Origin of the sequence: Candidatus Fonsibacter ubiquis, assembly GCF_002688585.1 — a bacterium.
Lineage (GTDB): Bacteria > Pseudomonadota > Alphaproteobacteria > Pelagibacterales > Pelagibacteraceae > Fontibacterium > Fontibacterium commune.
In genome coordinates, this window is record NZ_CP024034.1 from 1059331 (window position 1) to 1077012 (window position 17682).

Annotated in this window: 24 protein-coding genes; 9 read left to right on the plus strand and 15 right to left on the minus strand. The window is 29.7% G+C overall.

Annotation, left to right across the window (positions count from 1 at the left end; all coding sequences use genetic code 11):
• Nucleotides 1–15 precede the first annotated feature (15 nt).
• The 8 genes from CR143_RS05760 to CR143_RS05795 form a co-directional block, all read right to left on the minus strand.
• The gene (locus tag CR143_RS05760; protein ID WP_099340873.1) at nt 16–375 is read right to left on the minus strand and encodes a cytochrome c-type biogenesis protein; all 360 of its coding nucleotides are present in this window, start codon (nt 373–375) and stop codon (nt 16–18) included.
• Nucleotides 375–893 (minus strand): DsbE family thiol:disulfide interchange protein, encoded by a 519-nt coding sequence (locus CR143_RS05765; protein ID WP_099341015.1) that lies wholly within the window; start codon nt 891–893, stop codon nt 375–377. Before CR143_RS05765 ends, CR143_RS05760 begins: the two co-directional genes overlap by 1 nt.
• The gene (locus tag CR143_RS05770; RefSeq protein WP_099340874.1) at nt 883–2766 is read right to left on the minus strand and encodes a heme lyase CcmF/NrfE family subunit; all 1884 of its coding nucleotides are present in this window, start codon (nt 2764–2766) and stop codon (nt 883–885) included. The genes CR143_RS05765 and CR143_RS05770 overlap by 11 nt, the downstream gene beginning before the upstream one ends.
• A gap of 4 nt (nt 2767–2770) precedes the next feature.
• Nucleotides 2771–3205, minus strand: coding sequence for a cytochrome c maturation protein CcmE (gene ccmE, locus CR143_RS05775; protein ID WP_099340875.1), 435 nt, complete (start codon nt 3203–3205; stop codon nt 2771–2773).
• Between the two features lie 56 nt (nt 3206–3261).
• On the minus strand, nt 3262–3456 hold the full coding sequence (ccmD, locus tag CR143_RS05780; protein ID WP_099340876.1) for a heme exporter protein CcmD: 195 nt from the start codon (nt 3454–3456) through the stop codon (nt 3262–3264).
• On the minus strand, nt 3453–4151 hold the full coding sequence (gene ccmC, locus CR143_RS05785) for a heme ABC transporter permease CcmC (RefSeq protein WP_099340877.1): 699 nt from the start codon (nt 4149–4151) through the stop codon (nt 3453–3455). Before ccmC ends, ccmD begins: the two co-directional genes overlap by 4 nt.
• Nucleotides 4152–4321: 170 nt before the next feature.
• Entirely contained in the window at nt 4322–4651 is a 330-nt protein-coding gene (gene hspQ / locus CR143_RS05790; RefSeq protein ID WP_099340878.1) for a heat shock protein HspQ, read from the minus strand.
• A 40-nt stretch (nt 4652–4691) separates the two neighbouring features.
• The gene (locus CR143_RS05795; RefSeq protein WP_099340879.1) at nt 4692–5459 is read right to left on the minus strand and encodes a DUF3108 domain-containing protein; all 768 of its coding nucleotides are present in this window, start codon (nt 5457–5459) and stop codon (nt 4692–4694) included.
• Here CR143_RS05795 and CR143_RS05800 point away from each other — a divergent pair.
• The 3 genes from CR143_RS05800 to CR143_RS05810 are packed head-to-tail and all read left to right on the plus strand — an operon-like array spanning nt 5443 to nt 6459.
• Nucleotides 5443–5988 carry a septation protein A gene (locus CR143_RS05800; RefSeq protein ID WP_099340880.1) on the plus strand — a complete coding sequence of 182 codons (546 nt, stop codon included), beginning with the start codon at nt 5443–5445 and terminating at the stop codon, nt 5986–5988. The genes CR143_RS05795 and CR143_RS05800 overlap by 17 nt on opposite strands.
• Nucleotides 5985–6329, plus strand: coding sequence for a DUF2794 domain-containing protein (locus CR143_RS05805; protein WP_099340881.1), 345 nt, complete (start codon nt 5985–5987; stop codon nt 6327–6329). The genes CR143_RS05800 and CR143_RS05805 overlap by 4 nt, the downstream gene beginning before the upstream one ends.
• Before the next feature lies 1 nt (nt 6330).
• Entirely contained in the window at nt 6331–6459 is a 129-nt protein-coding gene (locus tag CR143_RS05810; protein WP_099340882.1) for a DUF2256 domain-containing protein, read from the plus strand.
• On the opposite strand, the gene CR143_RS05815 is transcribed toward CR143_RS05810, so the two are convergent.
• Entirely contained in the window at nt 6456–7037 is a 582-nt protein-coding gene (locus CR143_RS05815) for a peroxiredoxin (protein ID WP_099340883.1), read from the minus strand. The two genes, CR143_RS05810 and CR143_RS05815, sit on opposite strands and share 4 nt — an antisense overlap.
• Nucleotides 7038–7081: 44 nt before the next feature.
• Nucleotides 7082–7837, minus strand: coding sequence for a Bax inhibitor-1/YccA family protein (locus tag CR143_RS05820; protein ID WP_204524598.1), 756 nt, complete (start codon nt 7835–7837; stop codon nt 7082–7084).
• A 109-nt stretch (nt 7838–7946) separates the two neighbouring features.
• On the opposite strand from CR143_RS05820, the gene CR143_RS05825 reads away from it, so the two are divergent.
• Genes CR143_RS05825 through CR143_RS05835 form a run of 3 tightly spaced genes read left to right on the plus strand, consistent with a single transcriptional unit; the run spans nt 7947 to nt 10693 of the window.
• A complete protein-coding gene (locus tag CR143_RS05825) occupies nt 7947–8996 on the plus strand; it encodes an NADP(H)-dependent aldo-keto reductase (RefSeq protein WP_099340884.1) in 1050 nt (349 codons plus the stop codon).
• On the plus strand, nt 8987–9499 hold the full coding sequence (locus tag CR143_RS05830; protein ID WP_099340885.1) for an invasion associated locus B family protein: 513 nt from the start codon (nt 8987–8989) through the stop codon (nt 9497–9499). The genes CR143_RS05825 and CR143_RS05830 overlap by 10 nt, the downstream gene beginning before the upstream one ends.
• Nucleotides 9500–9502: 3 nt before the next feature.
• The gene (locus CR143_RS05835) at nt 9503–10693 is read left to right on the plus strand and encodes an argininosuccinate synthase (RefSeq protein ID WP_099340886.1); all 1191 of its coding nucleotides are present in this window, start codon (nt 9503–9505) and stop codon (nt 10691–10693) included.
• On the opposite strand, the gene CR143_RS05840 is transcribed toward CR143_RS05835, so the two are convergent.
• Genes CR143_RS05840 through hemC form a run of 3 tightly spaced genes read right to left on the minus strand, consistent with a single transcriptional unit; the run spans nt 10679 to nt 13188 of the window.
• Nucleotides 10679–11545 carry a bifunctional 5,10-methylenetetrahydrofolate dehydrogenase/5,10-methenyltetrahydrofolate cyclohydrolase gene (locus tag CR143_RS05840; protein ID WP_099340887.1) on the minus strand — a complete coding sequence of 289 codons (867 nt, stop codon included), beginning with the start codon at nt 11543–11545 and terminating at the stop codon, nt 10679–10681. The genes CR143_RS05835 and CR143_RS05840 overlap by 15 nt on opposite strands.
• A 10-nt stretch (nt 11546–11555) precedes the next feature.
• Nucleotides 11556–12248: a uroporphyrinogen-III synthase gene (locus tag CR143_RS05845; RefSeq protein ID WP_204524599.1), complete on the minus strand. Its 693-nt coding sequence runs from the start codon at nt 12246–12248 to the stop codon at nt 11556–11558.
• Nucleotides 12217–13188 carry a hydroxymethylbilane synthase gene (gene hemC / locus CR143_RS05850; RefSeq protein WP_099340889.1) on the minus strand — a complete coding sequence of 324 codons (972 nt, stop codon included), beginning with the start codon at nt 13186–13188 and terminating at the stop codon, nt 12217–12219. Before hemC ends, CR143_RS05845 begins: the two co-directional genes overlap by 32 nt.
• Nucleotides 13189–13264: 76 nt before the next feature.
• Here hemC and tsaD point away from each other — a divergent pair, with 76 nt between their 5' ends.
• The 3 genes from tsaD (at nt 13265) to acs (ending at nt 16811) form a co-directional block, all read left to right on the plus strand.
• On the plus strand, nt 13265–14338 hold the full coding sequence (tsaD, locus tag CR143_RS05855) for a tRNA (adenosine(37)-N6)-threonylcarbamoyltransferase complex transferase subunit TsaD (protein ID WP_099340890.1): 1074 nt from the start codon (nt 13265–13267) through the stop codon (nt 14336–14338).
• Between the two features lie 97 nt (nt 14339–14435).
• Nucleotides 14436–14849: an EVE domain-containing protein gene (locus CR143_RS05860; protein ID WP_099340891.1), complete on the plus strand. Its 414-nt coding sequence runs from the start codon at nt 14436–14438 to the stop codon at nt 14847–14849.
• Nucleotides 14850–14873: 24 nt separating this feature from the next.
• Entirely contained in the window at nt 14874–16811 is a 1938-nt protein-coding gene (gene acs / locus CR143_RS05865; RefSeq protein ID WP_099340892.1) for an acetate--CoA ligase, read from the plus strand.
• A gap of 1 nt (nt 16812) precedes the next feature.
• On the opposite strand, the gene CR143_RS05870 is transcribed toward acs, so the two are convergent.
• Together CR143_RS05870 and CR143_RS05875 are read right to left on the minus strand one after the other, a co-directional pair.
• Complete coding sequence (locus tag CR143_RS05870) at nt 16813–16980, minus strand: DUF1674 domain-containing protein (protein WP_099340893.1); 168 nt, start codon at nt 16978–16980, stop codon at nt 16813–16815.
• 3 nt (nt 16981–16983) lie between these two features.
• Nucleotides 16984–17607 (minus strand): hypothetical protein, encoded by a 624-nt coding sequence (locus CR143_RS05875; RefSeq protein WP_099340894.1) that lies wholly within the window; start codon nt 17605–17607, stop codon nt 16984–16986.
• Between the last annotated feature and the right edge of the window lie 75 nt (nt 17608–17682).

A 17682-nucleotide genomic window follows, 5' to 3' on the forward strand; every position in this document is an offset into this window, starting at 1 on the left:
ATGCAATAAAGATTCTTACTTTTTTTTATTATTATTCAATCTGAATATTAAAAACCCACCAATCATAAAGATAATAAAAGGCAATAACCACAAACTTAGACTATTAAAATTAAACCTTGGATTATAGACAATCCATTCTCCATATCGACTTATTAAAAATTCGTAAATCTGCTTTTCGTTTTCTCCATTATCTAATTTCTTAGATATTAATTTTTTTAAATCAATTGCAAAATCAGAATTTGATTCATAAATTGATTGTCCCTGACAAACGATACATCTAATATTTTTATAGATTTTATTTTTAAGATCCTCATTTGCATGAACAATATTCAAAGATAAAATAAATAATATAATTACAAAAAAAAATTTTTTCATTATTTTTTTAATTGCAAAATTTTATTAACGACATCTTCATTGATTGGACCAATATGCTTGAAAATTATTTTCCCTTTTTCTACAACGTAGGTCTCTGGAACTCCATAGGCTCCTAATAGAATTGCAAATTCACCTTTTTTATCAACACCAATTATACTGTAAGGATTTCCATATTTTTTTAAAAAATTTTTAGCATTTTTACTTTCATCTTTATAATTAAGACCAATAATATTAATTTTATTTTTATCCTTTAGGCTCATTAAGAAAGGATGCTCAATTTGACAAGGAACACACCATGATGCCCAAATATTTAAAACAATAAAATCCTTATTAGCCCATACACTGGTATCAAGTTTTGTATTATTATTAAAAAGATCCTCTAAAATAAATTCAGGAAGTTTTTTTCCAATCATTTGATTGGGTTGATAAGTTTTGTCAGAATTAAGAACTTTTAAAAAAAGAATAAAAATTATAACAATTGTGACTCCAAGAATTATAATTTTATATTTATTGTTCATTTCTAATTCTAAAAGTTTGATAAATTCCACCAAATGCAATTAATAATATAGAAAGCCAAATCCAAAACATTAAAGGCTTATAGTAAAATCTGACCATAATTTTATCTTTCTCAAACTCAGATAAATTAATTGCAAAATAGTAATCTGTAATTAGGTTTGATCTAATACTTGTCTCGGAGGTAAATTGAACAGGTTGGTCATATTTCCTGATAGAAGGAGACAATTCTACTTGTTTATCGTTCAAGGTTACTAAAAAATTACCAAAAACCTCGTCATAATTTTCTTTTTTGACTTTATTAATGCTTTTAAATTTAATTAGAAATTCTTCAATTTTAATTTCATCCCCAACCTTCATAGCCGTATTAATCTCTTTGGATAAATAGGCGTTAACGAATATTGAAAAAATTAATACTCCAAAGCCAAGGTGGGAGATTAATCTGCCAAGATTTACACTTAATTTTTTTTGAAAAATCCAATCAAAAATAACGGAAACTATTAAATAAATTGAAAATAATAACCCCAAAATTAAAGTTATATCCTTATAATCAAATAGCCAAAAAATAATTATTAAACAAATCACAACTGAAGTTGGAAAAAATATTTTAAAATTTTTTATTTGTGAAAATTTATCTTCTTTATTCCAGCTTAGAAGTGGTCCATGGGACATAAAAAATAAGAAGACAAATAGAAAAGGAGCTAAAATAGTATGGTAATAAACTGGACCTACTGAAATACTTTTTCCACTAATTGCATCTAAAATAATAGGATAAACTGTACCGACTAAAACTACTGAGAGAAAAAAAATTAAAAAGCAATTGTTAATTAAGATGAAATTATCTTTTTGCAAAAATGAATATTCTCCATAAAAGTTTTTTCTTGGAGATTTAATAATAAAAATAGTTAAGGAATAAAAAGAAATTAGTAAAATTGCACTTAAGATATAAACCCCTCTGTAAGGATCATTTGCAAAAGCATGGACTGAGTTTAATGCTCCAGATCTGACAAGAAAAGTTCCAAGCAAACTCATTATAAAAGTAAATATAGAAAGTAATGCTGTCCAAGAATGTAGTTTATCTTTTTTATAAGTTACAATATTAGAATGAATTAAAGCAGTTGCAGCAAGCCATGGCATTAATGATGCATTCTCGACTGGATCCCAAAACCAATATCCTCCCCAACCTAATTCATAATAGGCCCAAAAAGATCCAAGGCCAATTCCAATTGTAAGTAAAGACCAAGGAAGAATAATCCAAAAGTTTGCAATCTTGCTCCATGATTTATCAAAACTATTTGTTGCCAAACCTGCAAGAGCAAAACTAAAAACTAAGGAAAAACCAACATAACCGAAATATAAAAATGGTGGATGGATTGCAAGTAATGGATCTTGCAGAATAGGATTTAGACCAAGACCCTGTAATGGTGTTGGATCAATTTGATCGAAAGGATTGGAGGTTAAAATTAAAAAAATTAGAAAAATAAAAATCAATATAGATTGAAAAAAAACTGTATAAAATTTTAACTTGTCATCGATAGTTGTTCTTGCAAAAATAAATGAGAATAATGAAAGTATTAAAATAAATAATACCATACTGCCTTCATGGTTGCCCCAAGCTCCGGATATTTTATAAATTAAAGGTTTTGTGGTGTGTGAATTTTTATAAACGGCCACATTAGAAAAATCAGAAATAACAAAGCAATATACTAAAATTATAAATGAAATTAATAAAAGAAAAAAAATACTGTCATTAAAAAAATTAATGATTTTTAAATTTTTAAAATCATTATTCTTTATTCTTTTAACTAGGTAAACAATTAGTAAAACATTAAATAATGCTGAAAAAAACAAAGCTAAATTGCCTATAGCACCAGCCATAATGTTATTTGTTTAATTTATTTTTTTTCAAACTATTAGCAACCTCTGGAGGCATATAATTCTCATCGTGTTTTGCAAGAATTGAGCTTGCGACAAAATATTTTTTATCTTTTAGAATACCCTCAGTGACAGCACTTTTTCCTTCAATAAATAAATTTGGCAATAAACCAGTATATTCTACAAAAATTTCATTTTTTAAATCAGTAATTACAAAAGAATAAGTGTTTTTATTTTTCTTTAGAGAGCCTTCTTTGACTAATCCACCAATTCTAATTTTATTAGTGGGATTTGTAGATAAATTTTTTATTTCTTGAGGTGAATAAAAATAAATTACATTTTTTTGCAGGTTACTATAAACAAAATAAAATACTATTGACGCTACAAGTGTAATAACAAAAAAAAATTTCAATCTAATTTTCGAAGATTTGCTAAAAATCATAATCGTATTTAAACAAATTTTTTTTAGAGGATATCGGGACTTATTTATATATTAAACTAAAATCTATTAGCTTCCTGCGAAACAGAAACTTCGGTAGCTTTTTCGGTCTGATAAAGATGCTCAATATTCTTAATAGAATTTAATTTTTTAACTGAAACGTAGTAAAGAAAAATTAATGAAAAAGTAGCAAATGCATAGGATAGCCAAATGTACAATCCGTAACCGCCCATATTTAAAAATTCTAAAATCATTTTTTATTAACTCTAAAATTTATAATTTCATACTTATACCTAATCAAGAAAATAATTAACGATAAGATGCAAAAACAGAAAAACATAATAAGTAATGGAGCTAACATTGAACTATGAATGGTGGGTGCGGCAGTTAGTGTAATGCTTGCCGGTTGATGAAGTGTATTCCACCATACAACTGAAAATTTAATAATAGGAATATTTATCAATCCTACTATCCCTATAATATTAGTAATTTTTTCAGCTAAATTATAATTTTTTATTAATGACCACAACGATACATACAAAATATAACTAAGAACTAAAATAAACATCGAGGTTAATCTACCATCCCAACTCCAAAAAGTTCCCCACGTTGGGTAACCCCACAATGATCCTGTCACAATAGAAATAAGAGAAAAAACTAACCCAATAGGGGCTAGACTTTTTGCATAAACTGAAAAAACTCTAATTTTAAAAATTAAACTTACAAATGATGAAACTCCAATAATTAGAAAAATAAATAAAGCAATCCACGAGGAAGGTACATGAACATACATAATTCTCACCGTATCTTTTTGTAGATAATCGATTGGAGAAAGAACTAATGCTAAAATTAAACCTACAATGAGTGTTAAGACAAAAATTGTTTTTAACCAAAAAATACTATTATTTGCTAAATTAAAAAAAGTCCTTGGTTTAAATATTCCAAACATTCTAGATTAATTTTTTTACTACAAGTTTGGGAAGATTAGAAGTTTACCTAACTGAGATAAGGGAGATTGGGGATCAAAATAACTCAGTTAGGTATTAAATATAATTTAATAAATTAATCTGTCTAAGGTTTGCGTTAAAATTGTTTTAATTAAGGCAGTAAAAAGTAGAACTAATTAGATGGCTTAAAATAAAGATTTCCTCTTTTTCCCTTAAATATTTCATTAACTAAAGGATGTCTCACAGGCTCATTTGGATCATCGCCTACTAAATTTTGCTCTGAAACATAAGCCTCGTAGGTGATCTCATCGTTCTCAGCTAATAAGTGGTAAAAGGGCTGATCTTTTCTAGGTCGAGCTGCTTTTGGAATTGATTGATACCACTCTTCTGAATTATTAAATTGAAAATCCACATCATAAATCACCCCTCTAAAATTAAACAAACGGTGTCTAACCACCTCTCCAATTGAGAATTTAGCTTTGTTTAGTTTTTTTTCTAACATGTAAATTTAAAGTAGTGATTCTTGTAAAAAATTCAATAGGTCACTGTATTGTATCAAGATACATCTTAAGTCTAATTCCTTTTTTTCCTTTAGTTGTTGCATAAATTGGAAAATAGTTATCCCCAACAATTCCAAAATAAAGATCCACTATAAATTGTTCAGGGGTATTTGGATCCCCTGGAATATGACCGGATATTGGCTGATAAGTTAAAATACACTTATTTAATTTTCCCTTATAATTAGAAAAAACTGAGTCAAAATCTATTTGTGTATTTTCTTTCTTCATCACCAAATAGAAGAAAATATTACCATCAAAAACTTTGATTTTTTTATTACAATCGAGGTTTTTTTTATCAATTAAAAATAATTTTTTAACTGCAAATATGGGATCAATCACACCAAAATAATCCTCTTTATTATAGGGAATTTTTTTTGATAAATCTTCTTTTCTAGGTGGGTCCGTTTCAAAGTTAATAACTTTTTCTTTTGAAAAATTAATTTTATTTAGCCTATATTTATTCCTTGTTGGTTTTTCATAACGATACTCATATTTCCAAGTTTTTTTTTCCTTATCATTAAATTCAACTTTGGACTTTGCGGAAACTTTAACAAAAAAACCCACAATCCCTACACTTTCGGCACTAAAGGTGATCTTATTATTTATTTCATCATCAATATTAAAAATTATATCCATAACGTTTAAATTATATGCGCGGACATCGTACTTAAATTCTTTTGCCAAAGATGAATTAATGTTTAAAATAATTAAATAAATAATTATTAAAAACTTAATGAATAAAGGCCTCATAAAATTTTTTTTAGATTTAGGTCCACTATTAATTTTTTTTTATTTTTATAAAAAACATGGAATGATCTATGCGATAATGCCATTAATTATTGCAACTATTATATCGGTATTTTTTGTTTACAGAATAGATAAGAAAATCCCTACAATTCCAGTGTTAGGAGCGATCATCGTTACTGCATTTGGTGGTTTAACGTTACTTTTTGATAATAAAATATTCTTTTACATGAAACCAACAATTGTGAATCTTATTTTTGCAGTTATTCTTTTATATGGAGAAATTATTTTAAAAAAACCTTTACTTAAAAATTTATTTGAAGGTTCAATAAAAATGACTGATGAAGGTTGGAATATACTTAATAGGCGTTGGCTATATTTTTTTATTTTTTTAGCATTGTTAAATGAGATTATCTGGAGAACACAAAGTGAAGAATTTTGGGTACAATTTAAAGTTTTTGGGTTAATTCCAATAACTGTAATATTTACAATAATGCAAGTGTCGTTAATTCAAAAATATAGAATTGATCAATGAAACTAAGACTTATTAAAAATACAGATTTTAACAAAGAAAATTTTTTCAATAAAAAAGAGCTGCAAGAAATTCTAAATTTATATGGATCCATGGTATCAGCTGGCGAATGGAAGGATTATGGAATTTACATGGGTAAAAATATAATTAGTTTTGAAATTTATAGAAAAGCAACGGAAAATCCTTTGTTTCAAATATTAAAAATACTTAATCAAAAAGATAAAAATAAATATCAACTAAAAGATGCAAGTAGTTTAGTTATAAAAAGTTCAGATAACTTAAATTCTATTTTAAAAATTATTTCAAGAAAGTATTCAAAAAAATATCTAAAAGTTATTAAGTAATTTGAAAAAAAAATATCAACTACCTAAAAAAATTTGTGCTAGTTGTAAAAAAGAGTTTATATGGAGAAAAAAATGGGAAAAAAATTGGAACTTTGTAAAGTATTGTTCTAAGCGATGTTCTGGTAATTAAATCTTATTAACTTTGCTTTCTTTTAACCAAAAGATTACATCATTTACATTTTGGTCGGGTGGAAAAACTGGATAGAAATATTTTATAATTTTATTATTATTTGTGATTAAAGTAATTCTCTTAATTAAATTCATGTTATCCACTTTAAAGGTGGGAAGTTTTAAAGCATTCGCGAACAACAATTTTTCATCGGATAAAATAGGATAAGGAAGATGAAGTCTTTCTGACATTTCTTTTTGATATTTAGTAGTCTGACTTGAAAGTCCAAAAATATTTTCAATATTTAATTTTTTAAGTTCTGAAAAATTATCTCTAAAACTACATGATTGCGGTGTACAACCTCTCGCCCCAGGTATTTCATCCCATCCCTTAGGCAAAGCAATATTTGGTTGACCCGTCATGGGGTAAACATAAATAATACTAAGTCCATTTAATTTTGATAAATCAATCTCATCTCCACTTGTGCTTAGAAGCTTTATTTCTGGAATTATAAAATTATTTAAGTGTTCTAGAGATACGTCTAATTCGGGAGCTGGTATTTTTGACCAGTCAGGCTTATGTAAATTAGATTGGTTCATTTATTCATAACCCCAATCATTTGGGGCTATAAACATTAAATTAATTAGTCTCGTCTTTGTCCGAATACTCTAAGAAGCATAATGAACAAATTAATAAAATCTAAATAAAGAGTTAAAGCACCCATTATAGATTTTTTTGCCATCACTTCAGAGTCTCCGCCATCGTAATACATGTCTTTAATTTTTTGTGTATCATACGCTGTTAGACCTACAAAAATTAAAACACCAAGTATTGAGATTATAAATTCCATCTGAGTGGATTTAATAAAAATATTTACAATTGATGCAATTATAATTCCAATTAAACCCATCATCAAAAATGATCCAAGCTTGCTTAAATCAGATTTAGTTGTGTATCCGTAAAGGCTCATCGCAGCAAAAGTTCCTGCTGTTATGAAAAACACTCGAGCGATACTTGCTCCAACGTAAACCATAAAAATTGATGAAAGCGATGCGCCCATTAAAGCTGAAAAAACCCAGAATAGTGTTTGCGCTTTTGATGCACTCATTTTTGCAAGCCCAAAACTCATCCACATAACAATACCTAGTGGAGCAAAAGCAATTACCCACATCAATGCAGAGTTATAAATCGCATTACCCAAGCTAGTTAAGCCAGTAATTGAACCTGCTTCATTAGTTACTACCGAATATTTAAATAAAAATAACGCCACAAAACCTGTCACCAGAACTCCTGATGCCATGTAATTGTAGATTTTCAACATGTAGGATCTAAGGCCCTGATCTATGGCACCTGATTCTACACGTGTCGTAGCTCTTGTCTGACCGTACTTTAAATTCATATTTTTTTTTACCTATATGTTTGTTTGACCAGAAACATAATGTTAAAATATGTTCTTTTCAAGAAGCTTAAAAAAAGGCTATTCCATTGGTTTTTTGAAATAAAAAATTATGAAATTTAATAAAATATCTAATACTGACTTAAACGTTAGCGAAATTTGTCTTGGTACAATGACTTGGGGCTCCATGCAAAACACCGAGCAGGATGGTTTTGAGCAAATGGATTATGCTTTTTCTAAAGGTATAAATTTTTTTGATACTGCTGAATTATATTCAATACCTCCTACAAAGGAAACGTGTGGTGAAACAAATAGAATTATTGGTCGATGGTTAAAAAAAACAAAAAAGAGAGATCAAATTATCATTGCAGATAAAGTTGTTGGAAGATCTGGAATGAATTGGATAAGACCTGGTGAACAAGAAACAAGGCTTAATAAAAAACAAATAAATTCTGCAATCGAAAATAGTTTAAGAAACTTACAAATAGATCATATAGATATTTATCAATTGCACTGGCCAGATCGACCTTTAAATGTATTCAGTGGACTTGAATATGAGCATACTGAAACTAAAGATGTAGTTCCAATCCTTGAAACAATGGAGGCAATGGCGTCTTTGATCAAGGCTGGAAAAATAAAATATTATGGATTATCCAATGAAACTGCTTGGGGCACAAGTCAATATATCAAACTTGCTGAAAAACATAATATTCCAAAACCAATTACGATTCAAAATCCTTATAGTCTTTTAAATAGAAGTTATGAGGTTGGACTTTCAGAAATTTCAATTAGAGAAAAAATTGGATTGCTAGCCTACTCTCCTTTAGGTGGTGGACATTTGACTGGAAAATATTTAGGTGGAAAAAAACCTGCTGGATCAAGAGAAGTTTTATGGGGAAATAGATTTGATAGATACAGAACTTTAAATACTGAGCCAGCAGTTAAAGCTTACTGCGAGGTTGCTAAAAAACACAATATTGATCCTGCGCAGATGGCAATACAATTTTGCATTATTCAAAAATTTGTAACATCAACAATTATTGGCGCAACATCTATGGATCAACTAAAGAAGAATATTGATAGTATTGATCTGTCGCTTACTAATGATGTAATAAAAGACATTAATAATGTTCAATTAAAATATTCTAACCCATGTCCCTAAGAGTTTTATTATTTTCCATAATTTGTCTTTTGTCTTTTGAACAAAAAATATTTTCTCAAATCAAATTAGATGGACAATTTAAAAACTGGACTGCTCAAAATACTAATATTAATGGTCAGCAAGTTTGCTACGCTGTATCAAGTCCCATAGCCTCTGATCCAAAAAATCTAAATAGGGCAGAGTCTCGAATTTTTGTAAGTTTTAGAACTAACGACAAAATTCAAAATGAAATAAGCGTTACGAGTGGTTACAATTATAAAGCCTCATCTAAAGTCAATCTTGCCATAGAGAAAAGGGAATTCAACTTTGAAACAGAAGATAATTTTGCTTGGCTTACAAAATATGAAGATGAAATTTCTTTGATAGAACTTATGAGAAAATCTACGCAAGCTAAAGTTACCGCAACCTCAGTTAGAGGAACAAAAACAATCGATACATTCTCATTAAATGGATTTAGTGATGCATACGAAGCCGCTAAAAAGAAATGTAATTTCAGTTCATAAATAATGGGAAAAAAAGTTAAAAAAATTGTTTTAGCTTATTCTGGGGGTCTCGATACTTCAGTAATTTTACGCTGGCTTCAAGAAAACTATCAAGCTGAAGTAATTGCTTACACAGCAGATCTTGGCCAAGAAATCGATAGAAAAAAAATAATTAAAAATGCAAAAAATCTTGGCGTTAAAAATATTATTATTGAAGATTTAAAAGATGTTTTTGTAAAAGATTATATTTTTCCAATGATTAGAGGAAATGCTTTGTACGAAGGCATTTATTTACTTGGAACTTCTATTGCCCGACCCCTTATTGCAAAACGTCAAATTCAGATTGCTAAAAAATTTAAAGCTGATGCTGTATCCCACGGTTCAACTGGCAAAGGGAATGATCAAGTAAGATTTGAGCTAGCTTATTATTATTTTAATCCAAAAATTAAAATTATCGCTCCGTGGCGTGATTGGGATTTTTCATCAAGAAGTGACCTTATTAAATATGCTAAAAAAAATAATATTCCTGTACCATCTGATAAAAAAGGGGCTCCGCCATTCTCTGTAGATGATAATTTATTTCATACTTCTACAGAAGGTAAAATTCTTGAAGATCCCTCAAAACAGGCGCCAGAGTTTATTTTTCAAAGAACAGTTTCGCCAGAGAAAGCTCCAAATAAACCATCCTATGTGACCATTGGTTTTAAAAATGGTGATGCAATAAGTATTAACAATAAAAAATGTTCTCCAAGCAAATTACTGACACTACTAAACAATATTGGCGGAAAAAATGGTGTTGGCAGAGTAGACCTTGTTGAAAATAGATTTATTGGAATAAAATCTCGAGGCGTTTATGAGACACCAGGGGGAACTATTCTTTTGTTTGCTCATCGAGCTATAGAATCTCTTACTTTGGACAAAGAGACTGCGCATAAAAAAGATGCCGTCATGTCAAGATTTGCAGAACTAATTTACAATGGATTTTGGTATTCAAATGAAAGATTAAGATTACAAAAAATTATTGACCAAAAAAGATCTCGAGTTCAGGGAGCAGTTAAATTAAAGATTTATAAGGGAAACGTAAGTATTGTTTCAAGAATTTCTAATAAAAGTATCTATTCAATGAAAAATGTTTCCTTTGAGGAAAATAAAACATTTAATAAAAAAAGAGTGGAAAACTTTATTAAAAAAAACGCTCGCCTACTTAGAAGATAAATAATTAATATTCTTAAAAGCTTTTAGAGTATTATTTAAAAGACACGCAATTGTTACAGGGCCAACACCGCCTGGAACTGGTGTTATAGCTTTTGTTTTTTTAACTACAGATTTAAATTCAACATCTCCTATTATTTTGTAACCATTTTTCTTTTTAACTCTATTAATTCCCACATCAATTACAATGGCTCCCTTTTTAATCCAGTCTCCCTTTACTAAATTTGCTCTGCCTGCCGCAACAACAACAATGTCAGCTTTTTTACATAATTCTTTTAAATTTTTCGTCTTAGAATGACCAATTGTAACAGTGCAATCTTCTTTTAATAACAACTGGACCATGGGTTTTCCATTTAAATTAGATCTACCAATCATTAATGCATTAAGTCCTGATAAATTTTTTCTAATACTCTTAATCATCAAATAACATCCAAGAGGAGTGCAAGAAATTAAAGAGTCTTTTCCTGAAGATAGGTTGCCAACATTAATTGGATGAAAACCATCTACATCTTTTCTAGGATCAATTTCTTCAATAATTTTATGACCGTGAATATGATCTGGCAAAGGTAGCTGCACTAATATTCCGTGAACTTTTTTATCTTTATTTAATTTTTGAATAACTGAAATTAATTTTGTCTCAGAGATAGAATTTTTAAATCTTAAAACTTTAGAATTAATACCAACTTCTTTTGCTGAAATTGCCTTATTTCTAACGTAAATTTCACTTGGAGCGTGGTTGCCTATTAGAATAACAGTAAGCCCGGGCGTTAATCTTGTTTTCTTTTTTATAGATTGAATTTCTTTTTTAATCTTAAGTTTTAATTTTCTAGCAAATTTTTTACCATCTATGATCACTTAAAATCCTTTATAATAATGATAGTTCTTCTTCACCTGGAGAAAAAATTTTAATTTTTTTCCACTTTAATCTTTTTAAAGTATTTGCAACGTTAATGCTAATACAATTCAAAATACAATTATCTAAATCGTTTGAAATTTTATTATTTAAAATTATCTTAAGTAATTGATCGGCGGCTCTCTTTGAATAAACAAAAATAACATCTACTAACTTATTCTTTAAATCTTTTATTAATTGTGGATCAATATTTAAATTTGGTTCGGTAGTATAATTAATAACGCTTTCTATGAAATAGCCCTTTTCTTTAAAATCTTTTTCTAAATCATTAGAGATAAATTCTCCTCTAATGTAAATAAATTTCTCTTCATCTTTATCGAAGTTTTTAAAAATAAAATCACGCAGTTCAAAATAATTTGTTCCACATACTTGTATATTTTTAAATCCAATTTTTTTTGCTGTATCAGCTGTCTGTTCGCCAACACAAAAGCATTTAAGATGATCAATATTACTAAGTTTTTTTAAATTATAAATTGAGTTGGAACTTGTAAAAATAATAGATGTAAATTTTTTAAAATTAATCTCAGAAGTTATAATGGGTTTAATATTAAATATTGAAAAATTAGTTACCTTATGACCTTTTAAAATTAATTTATTAATTAAAATCTCAGAACTATTCTGACTTTTTGTGAATAGTATGTGCAAGTTTTGTCTCCGAAATAATAAAATTTTCCCCAGCTTTAGATAAAATCTCTTCAGCCACATCGATTCCTATACTTTTTGCTTTTTCTATAATTCCAGTTTTATGAGCTCTGAAAGATTTTTTTCCATCCAAAGATAACAATTCTGCTTGCAAAAATAACTCGCCGTCATCATTGATAATAGCATTTGCTCCAACAGGAGTATCACAAGCTCCATTTAATGTTTTTAATAAAGAACGCTCCGCCTCAGCTAAAATTTGTGTTTCTCTATCATTTATGGTTTTTAAAATTTCTTTTAATTCTAAGTCTTCATCTCTACACTGGACAGTTACTATTCCTTGTCCAGCAGATGGTATAACTACATCTTTCTCAAAATATTCCCTTACTTCAGTATGAAATCCTAATCTTTTTAATCCTGATGCTGCAAGCACTATGGAGTCATAAATTCCCTCTTTCATCTTATTAATTCTGGTATCGATATTTCCTCTTATAGGAACAATTTTTAGATCATTTCGAAGTCTTTTTAATTGCGAAAATCTTCTCACTGAACAAGTCCCAACTGTAGATCCTGATTTTAAGTTGGCAAATGAACTTGCAATTGGAGATAAAAACGCATCTCGCTCATCTGTTCTTTTTAAAAAACAAGCAAGAGATAATTTATTTGATGAAAAAGTTGGTACATCTTTTAATGAGTGCACAGCAACATCAATTGATTTTTCTAACAAAGACTCTTCCAACTCTTTAACAAAAAGTCCTTTACCTCCCATCATTCCTAAATTTTCTGTTTTAAATTTATCGCCTGAAGTTTTTATAATTTTAATAATAAGTTGCTCAGCTTTTACTCCAGGATAAGCAAGCAAAAGTTCGTCTCGAAGATGTTCAGTTTGCGCAAGGGATAGTCTGCTGCCTCTGGTTCCTATGATAATATTTCTATTTCTTAACATTTTGCTGATTTAATAGCATTTTGCTGTATATTAGCGCTACTTTTTATAGCGACAGGTGATCACACTCAATACTTCTATGAAAAAAGATTTAACATTCCTTGGAATCGAGACTAGTTGCGATGAAACTGCTGCTGCAGTTGTCAGGGAAGATAGTGATGGAAATGTAAAAATATTATCCAATGTGGTCTCTAGTCAAGTTGATGAGCATTTAGAATTTGGAGGAGTAGTTCCTGAAAACGCCGCAAGATCTCATGCCGAAAAAATTGATATTATTATTAAAAAAGCAATTGAAGATAGTAAATGTGAATTTACAAAATTAGATGGAGTTGCAGCAACGGCAGGTCCTGGTCTGTTAGTTTGTTTAATGGTTGGCTTAAGTGCTGGAAAAAGTATTGCCGGAATTTTAAAAAAACCTTTCCTTGCAGTTAATCATTTAGAGGGACATGCCTTGACGCCAAGAATTTTTAATAAAATAGAATTTCCCTACTTGCTGTTGTTAGTCTCTGGAGGGCATACGCAATTTTTAATTGTTGAAGGCATTGGCAGATATAAAAGGATTGGAACAACCATTGATGATGCACTTGGTGAAACCTTTGACAAAACGGCAAAAATGATTGGTCTTGAGTTTCCAGGAGGACCTAAAATTGAAAAACTTGCAGAAAATGGAAATGAAAATACTTATGTCTTACCAAGACCTATCCTGAATCATCCAGGATGTAATTTATCTTTTGCAGGTTTAAAAACAGCAATTCTACAATTATCATCAAAAATAAAATCAGAAAAAGATAGAGAAAATCTTGCGGCGTCTTTTCAAAAAACAATCAATGAAATTTTAAATGTTAAATGCAAATCTGCGATGAATGAATTTAGTTCTAGACACCAAAAAAGTAAAAAAGTTTTTGTAATATCAGGAGGAGTTGCGGCAAATAAAAGTATTAGAAATAATTTACATAAATTAAGTAAAGAGATGGGCTTTGAAAATTTTTTTCCACCCACAGAACTTTGTAGTGATAATGCCGCAATGATTGCTTGGGCTGGAATTGAAAGATTTAAAAATGGTATTGAGGACAACCTTGAGGTACTTGCAAAACCAAGATGGCCCTTAGATCCTAAGGCGCCTTTTTTAAAAGGAGCGGGGGTAAAATATTAGTTTTTAACGTTGTTAATTTTAAAAAGTTGTTGATTTATATGAATAAGTTTGGCTTTGTTTTGACACGGACACCTCCTAAAAATTAAAAAAATATTACATGAACTACTGGTTAATAAAATCTGAGCCCTCGGTATGGTCATTTAATGATCAAAAAAAAGCAGGCTTTAAAGGAACTACTTGGGATGGGGTAAGGAATTATCAGGCTGCAAATTATTTAAAACAAATGAAACTAGAAGATCATTGTTTTTTTTACCATTCCAATGAAGATAAGAAAATTATTGGAATAGTTAAAGTTATCAAATCGGCATTTATTGATCCAACAGATAAAGAGAAAAAATTTGTAGCTGTTAAAGTTGCATATCATAAAGATTTAATAGAGCCTGTTTCTCTTATGGATATTAAAGAAAATAAAGAAATTTCACATCTACCTCTTATAAAACAGAGCAGATTATCAGTAATGCCAATAGATTCTAAATGCTGGAAAATAATATGCAAGATGGGTAGAATTTAAAAAATAAAAAAAGATTAGGGGATCATGAGCGACAAACTTTTCAAAGTACCTGCAGAATGGGCCAAAAATTCCTACATTAATCAATCATCCTACGAGGCTAAATATAAAAACTCCATTGATAATAATGAAAAATTCTGGGCAGAAGAGGGAAAGCGAATCCATTGGTTCAAGCCCTATACAAAAACTAAAGAAGTAATTTACAGCACAAAAAAAGTTTCTATCAAATGGTTCTATGATGGTACCACAAACGTTTCTTATAATTGTATTGATAGACATCTTCCAAAAAGAGCAAAACACACTGCAATTATTTTTGAAGGAGATGATCCAAAAGAATCTAAAAATATTACTTATCAAGAGTTAAGCGATGAAGTTTGTAAACTTGCAAATGGATTAAAAGAAATTGGAGTTAAAAGAGGTGATCGGGTTACTATTTATATGCCCATGGTTCCAGAAGGTGTGTATGCAATGCTTGCCTGCACAAGAATTGGAGCAATTCATTCTGTAGTATTTGGAGGCTTTTCGCCCGACTCAATTGTTAACAGAATTTTAGATTGCAAATCGGAATTTGTAATAACTGCTGATGAAGGATTAAGAGGTCAAAAAGTTATACCTTTAAAGAAAAATATTGATGAAGCGTTAAAAAAATGTCCAAATGTTAAAAAGTGTATTGTCCTTAAAAGAACTGGTGGCAACGTGCCTTTCGATTCAAAGCGTGATGTTTGGTATCACGAATTAACTTCCAAAATGTCAACCACTTGCAAGCCTGAAGAAATGAATGCAGAAGATCCGTTATTTATTCTCTACACCTCAGGATCCACTGGAAAACCAAAAGGGGCTTTGCATACAACAGGCGGTTACTTAGTTTATGCCTCGATGACTCACCAATATATTTTTGATTACAAAGATGGAGACATTTATTGGTGTACTGCTGATATTGGTTGGGTGACTGGTCACAGCTATATTGTTTACGGTCCGCTATCTAATGGAGCAACAACTTTAGTCTTTGAAGGTGTTCCAAGTTATCCTGATGCAAGTCGTTTTTGGCAGGTAATTGATAAACACAAAGTAAATATTTTCTACACTGCGCCAACTGCACTTAGAGCTTTAATGCGTGAAGGGGATGCAATGGTTAAAAAGACAAGTAGAAAATCTCTTAAACTTTTAGGCTCCGTTGGCGAGCCAATTAATCCTGAGGCTTGGATTTGGTATCATAAAGTAGTTGGTGACTCTCGTTGCCCAATTGTTGATACTTGGTGGCAAACGGAAACAGGTGGAATTTTAATAGCACCTCAGCCAGGTGCCATTGATTTAAAACCAGGTTCAGCGACAAAACCTTTTTATGGAATAAAACCATCTGTTGTTGATGAAAAAGGAGTTGAACTTAAAGGTGCTTGTGAAGGTAGATTATGTATGTCGGACTCTTGGCCTGGACAAATGAGAACAGTTTATGGAGATCATCAAAGATTTATTGATACTTATTTTTCACAACATGATGGGAAATATTTTACCGGAGATGGCTGCAAAAGAGACGAAGATGGATACTATTGGATTACAGGCCGAGTAGATGATGTCATCATTGTATCAGGTCATAATCTTGGTACCGCTGAAATAGAAAGTGCATTTGTTGCTCATCCAAAAGTTGCTGAAGCGGCAGTGGTTGGCTATCCGCACGATATTAAAGGGCAAGGTTTATATTGTTATGTCACTTTAAAAGTTGGTGAAACTGGATCAGAGTCTTTAACAAAAGAGTTAAAAGATTTAGTTAGAAAAATTATTGGACCTCTTGCAACCCCTGATCTGATTCATTACACGCCAGGTCTACCAAAGACTAGATCGGGTAAAATTATGAGAAGGATTCTTAGAAAAGTTGCCGAAAATCAATTTGAGAATTTAGGGGATACCTCAACTCTTGCTGATCCGACGGTAGTGCAAAGTTTAATTGATAATCGATTAAATAAATAATCTAAAAGTCGTAAGTAATCCCTTTGGTCTCCCAATCTCCATAACGAGTGGGTTCTAATCCTTTTGGACCATTAATTTCTTTTTTCTTTTTTATTTGATAATTATTTTTTTTTCTCTCATTTGCTTCTTTTAAAGATTGCTCAGCAATTTTTTTAAATTTTTCTTTCATAAATTAATCTATTTTTTGAATTAACTTTTCAAAATCTCTACAAACATTATTCCATTTATTAATCATAGAATTGACTACAATTTCTTTATCAAGATTTTTTAATTCATCTGCAATTGGTGACCAATAAATTAGTGCTTGTGAACTTTTATCAAAAGGATTTGAATTGCAAAAAGTTGCCCAGTTAATCTCTTTAAATCTTCTATCAAACTCTTCAACGGCATTATCGTAAATATCATCACTAAGACCATTTTCTTTCTCACTTAATAAAATTTTATGGTAGATTTTTTTTGCCTCCTCAAATTTTTGATAATTTTGATTTTTATAAAGGTAAGAAAAAATATAAAAAGAGATATCCTGAACTGATACAACAAAAATATTCCATCTCGAGATATTGATCGATTTTAAATAATTTTCATCTTTAAAAGCTTTAATATAATTTCCTCCAATTCGAGTTTGCAAATATCCATACAATGTATTTTGGGTTACATGAGCAGATCTTTTATGGATGAACTCATTAATTAATTCTAAATTTGTTAACTTCCGGTCGCCTACAACTAATCTTTTTAATGAGTTTAGTAAGAAGTCAAAGGATACACCTTCTAGTTGTTTTATATATTCTTTAATCATAAAAAGTTAATATTTATAATGCTTTTTAAGAGAAATATTAACTTTTAATTGAGGTAAAATTCAATTAGGATTTGT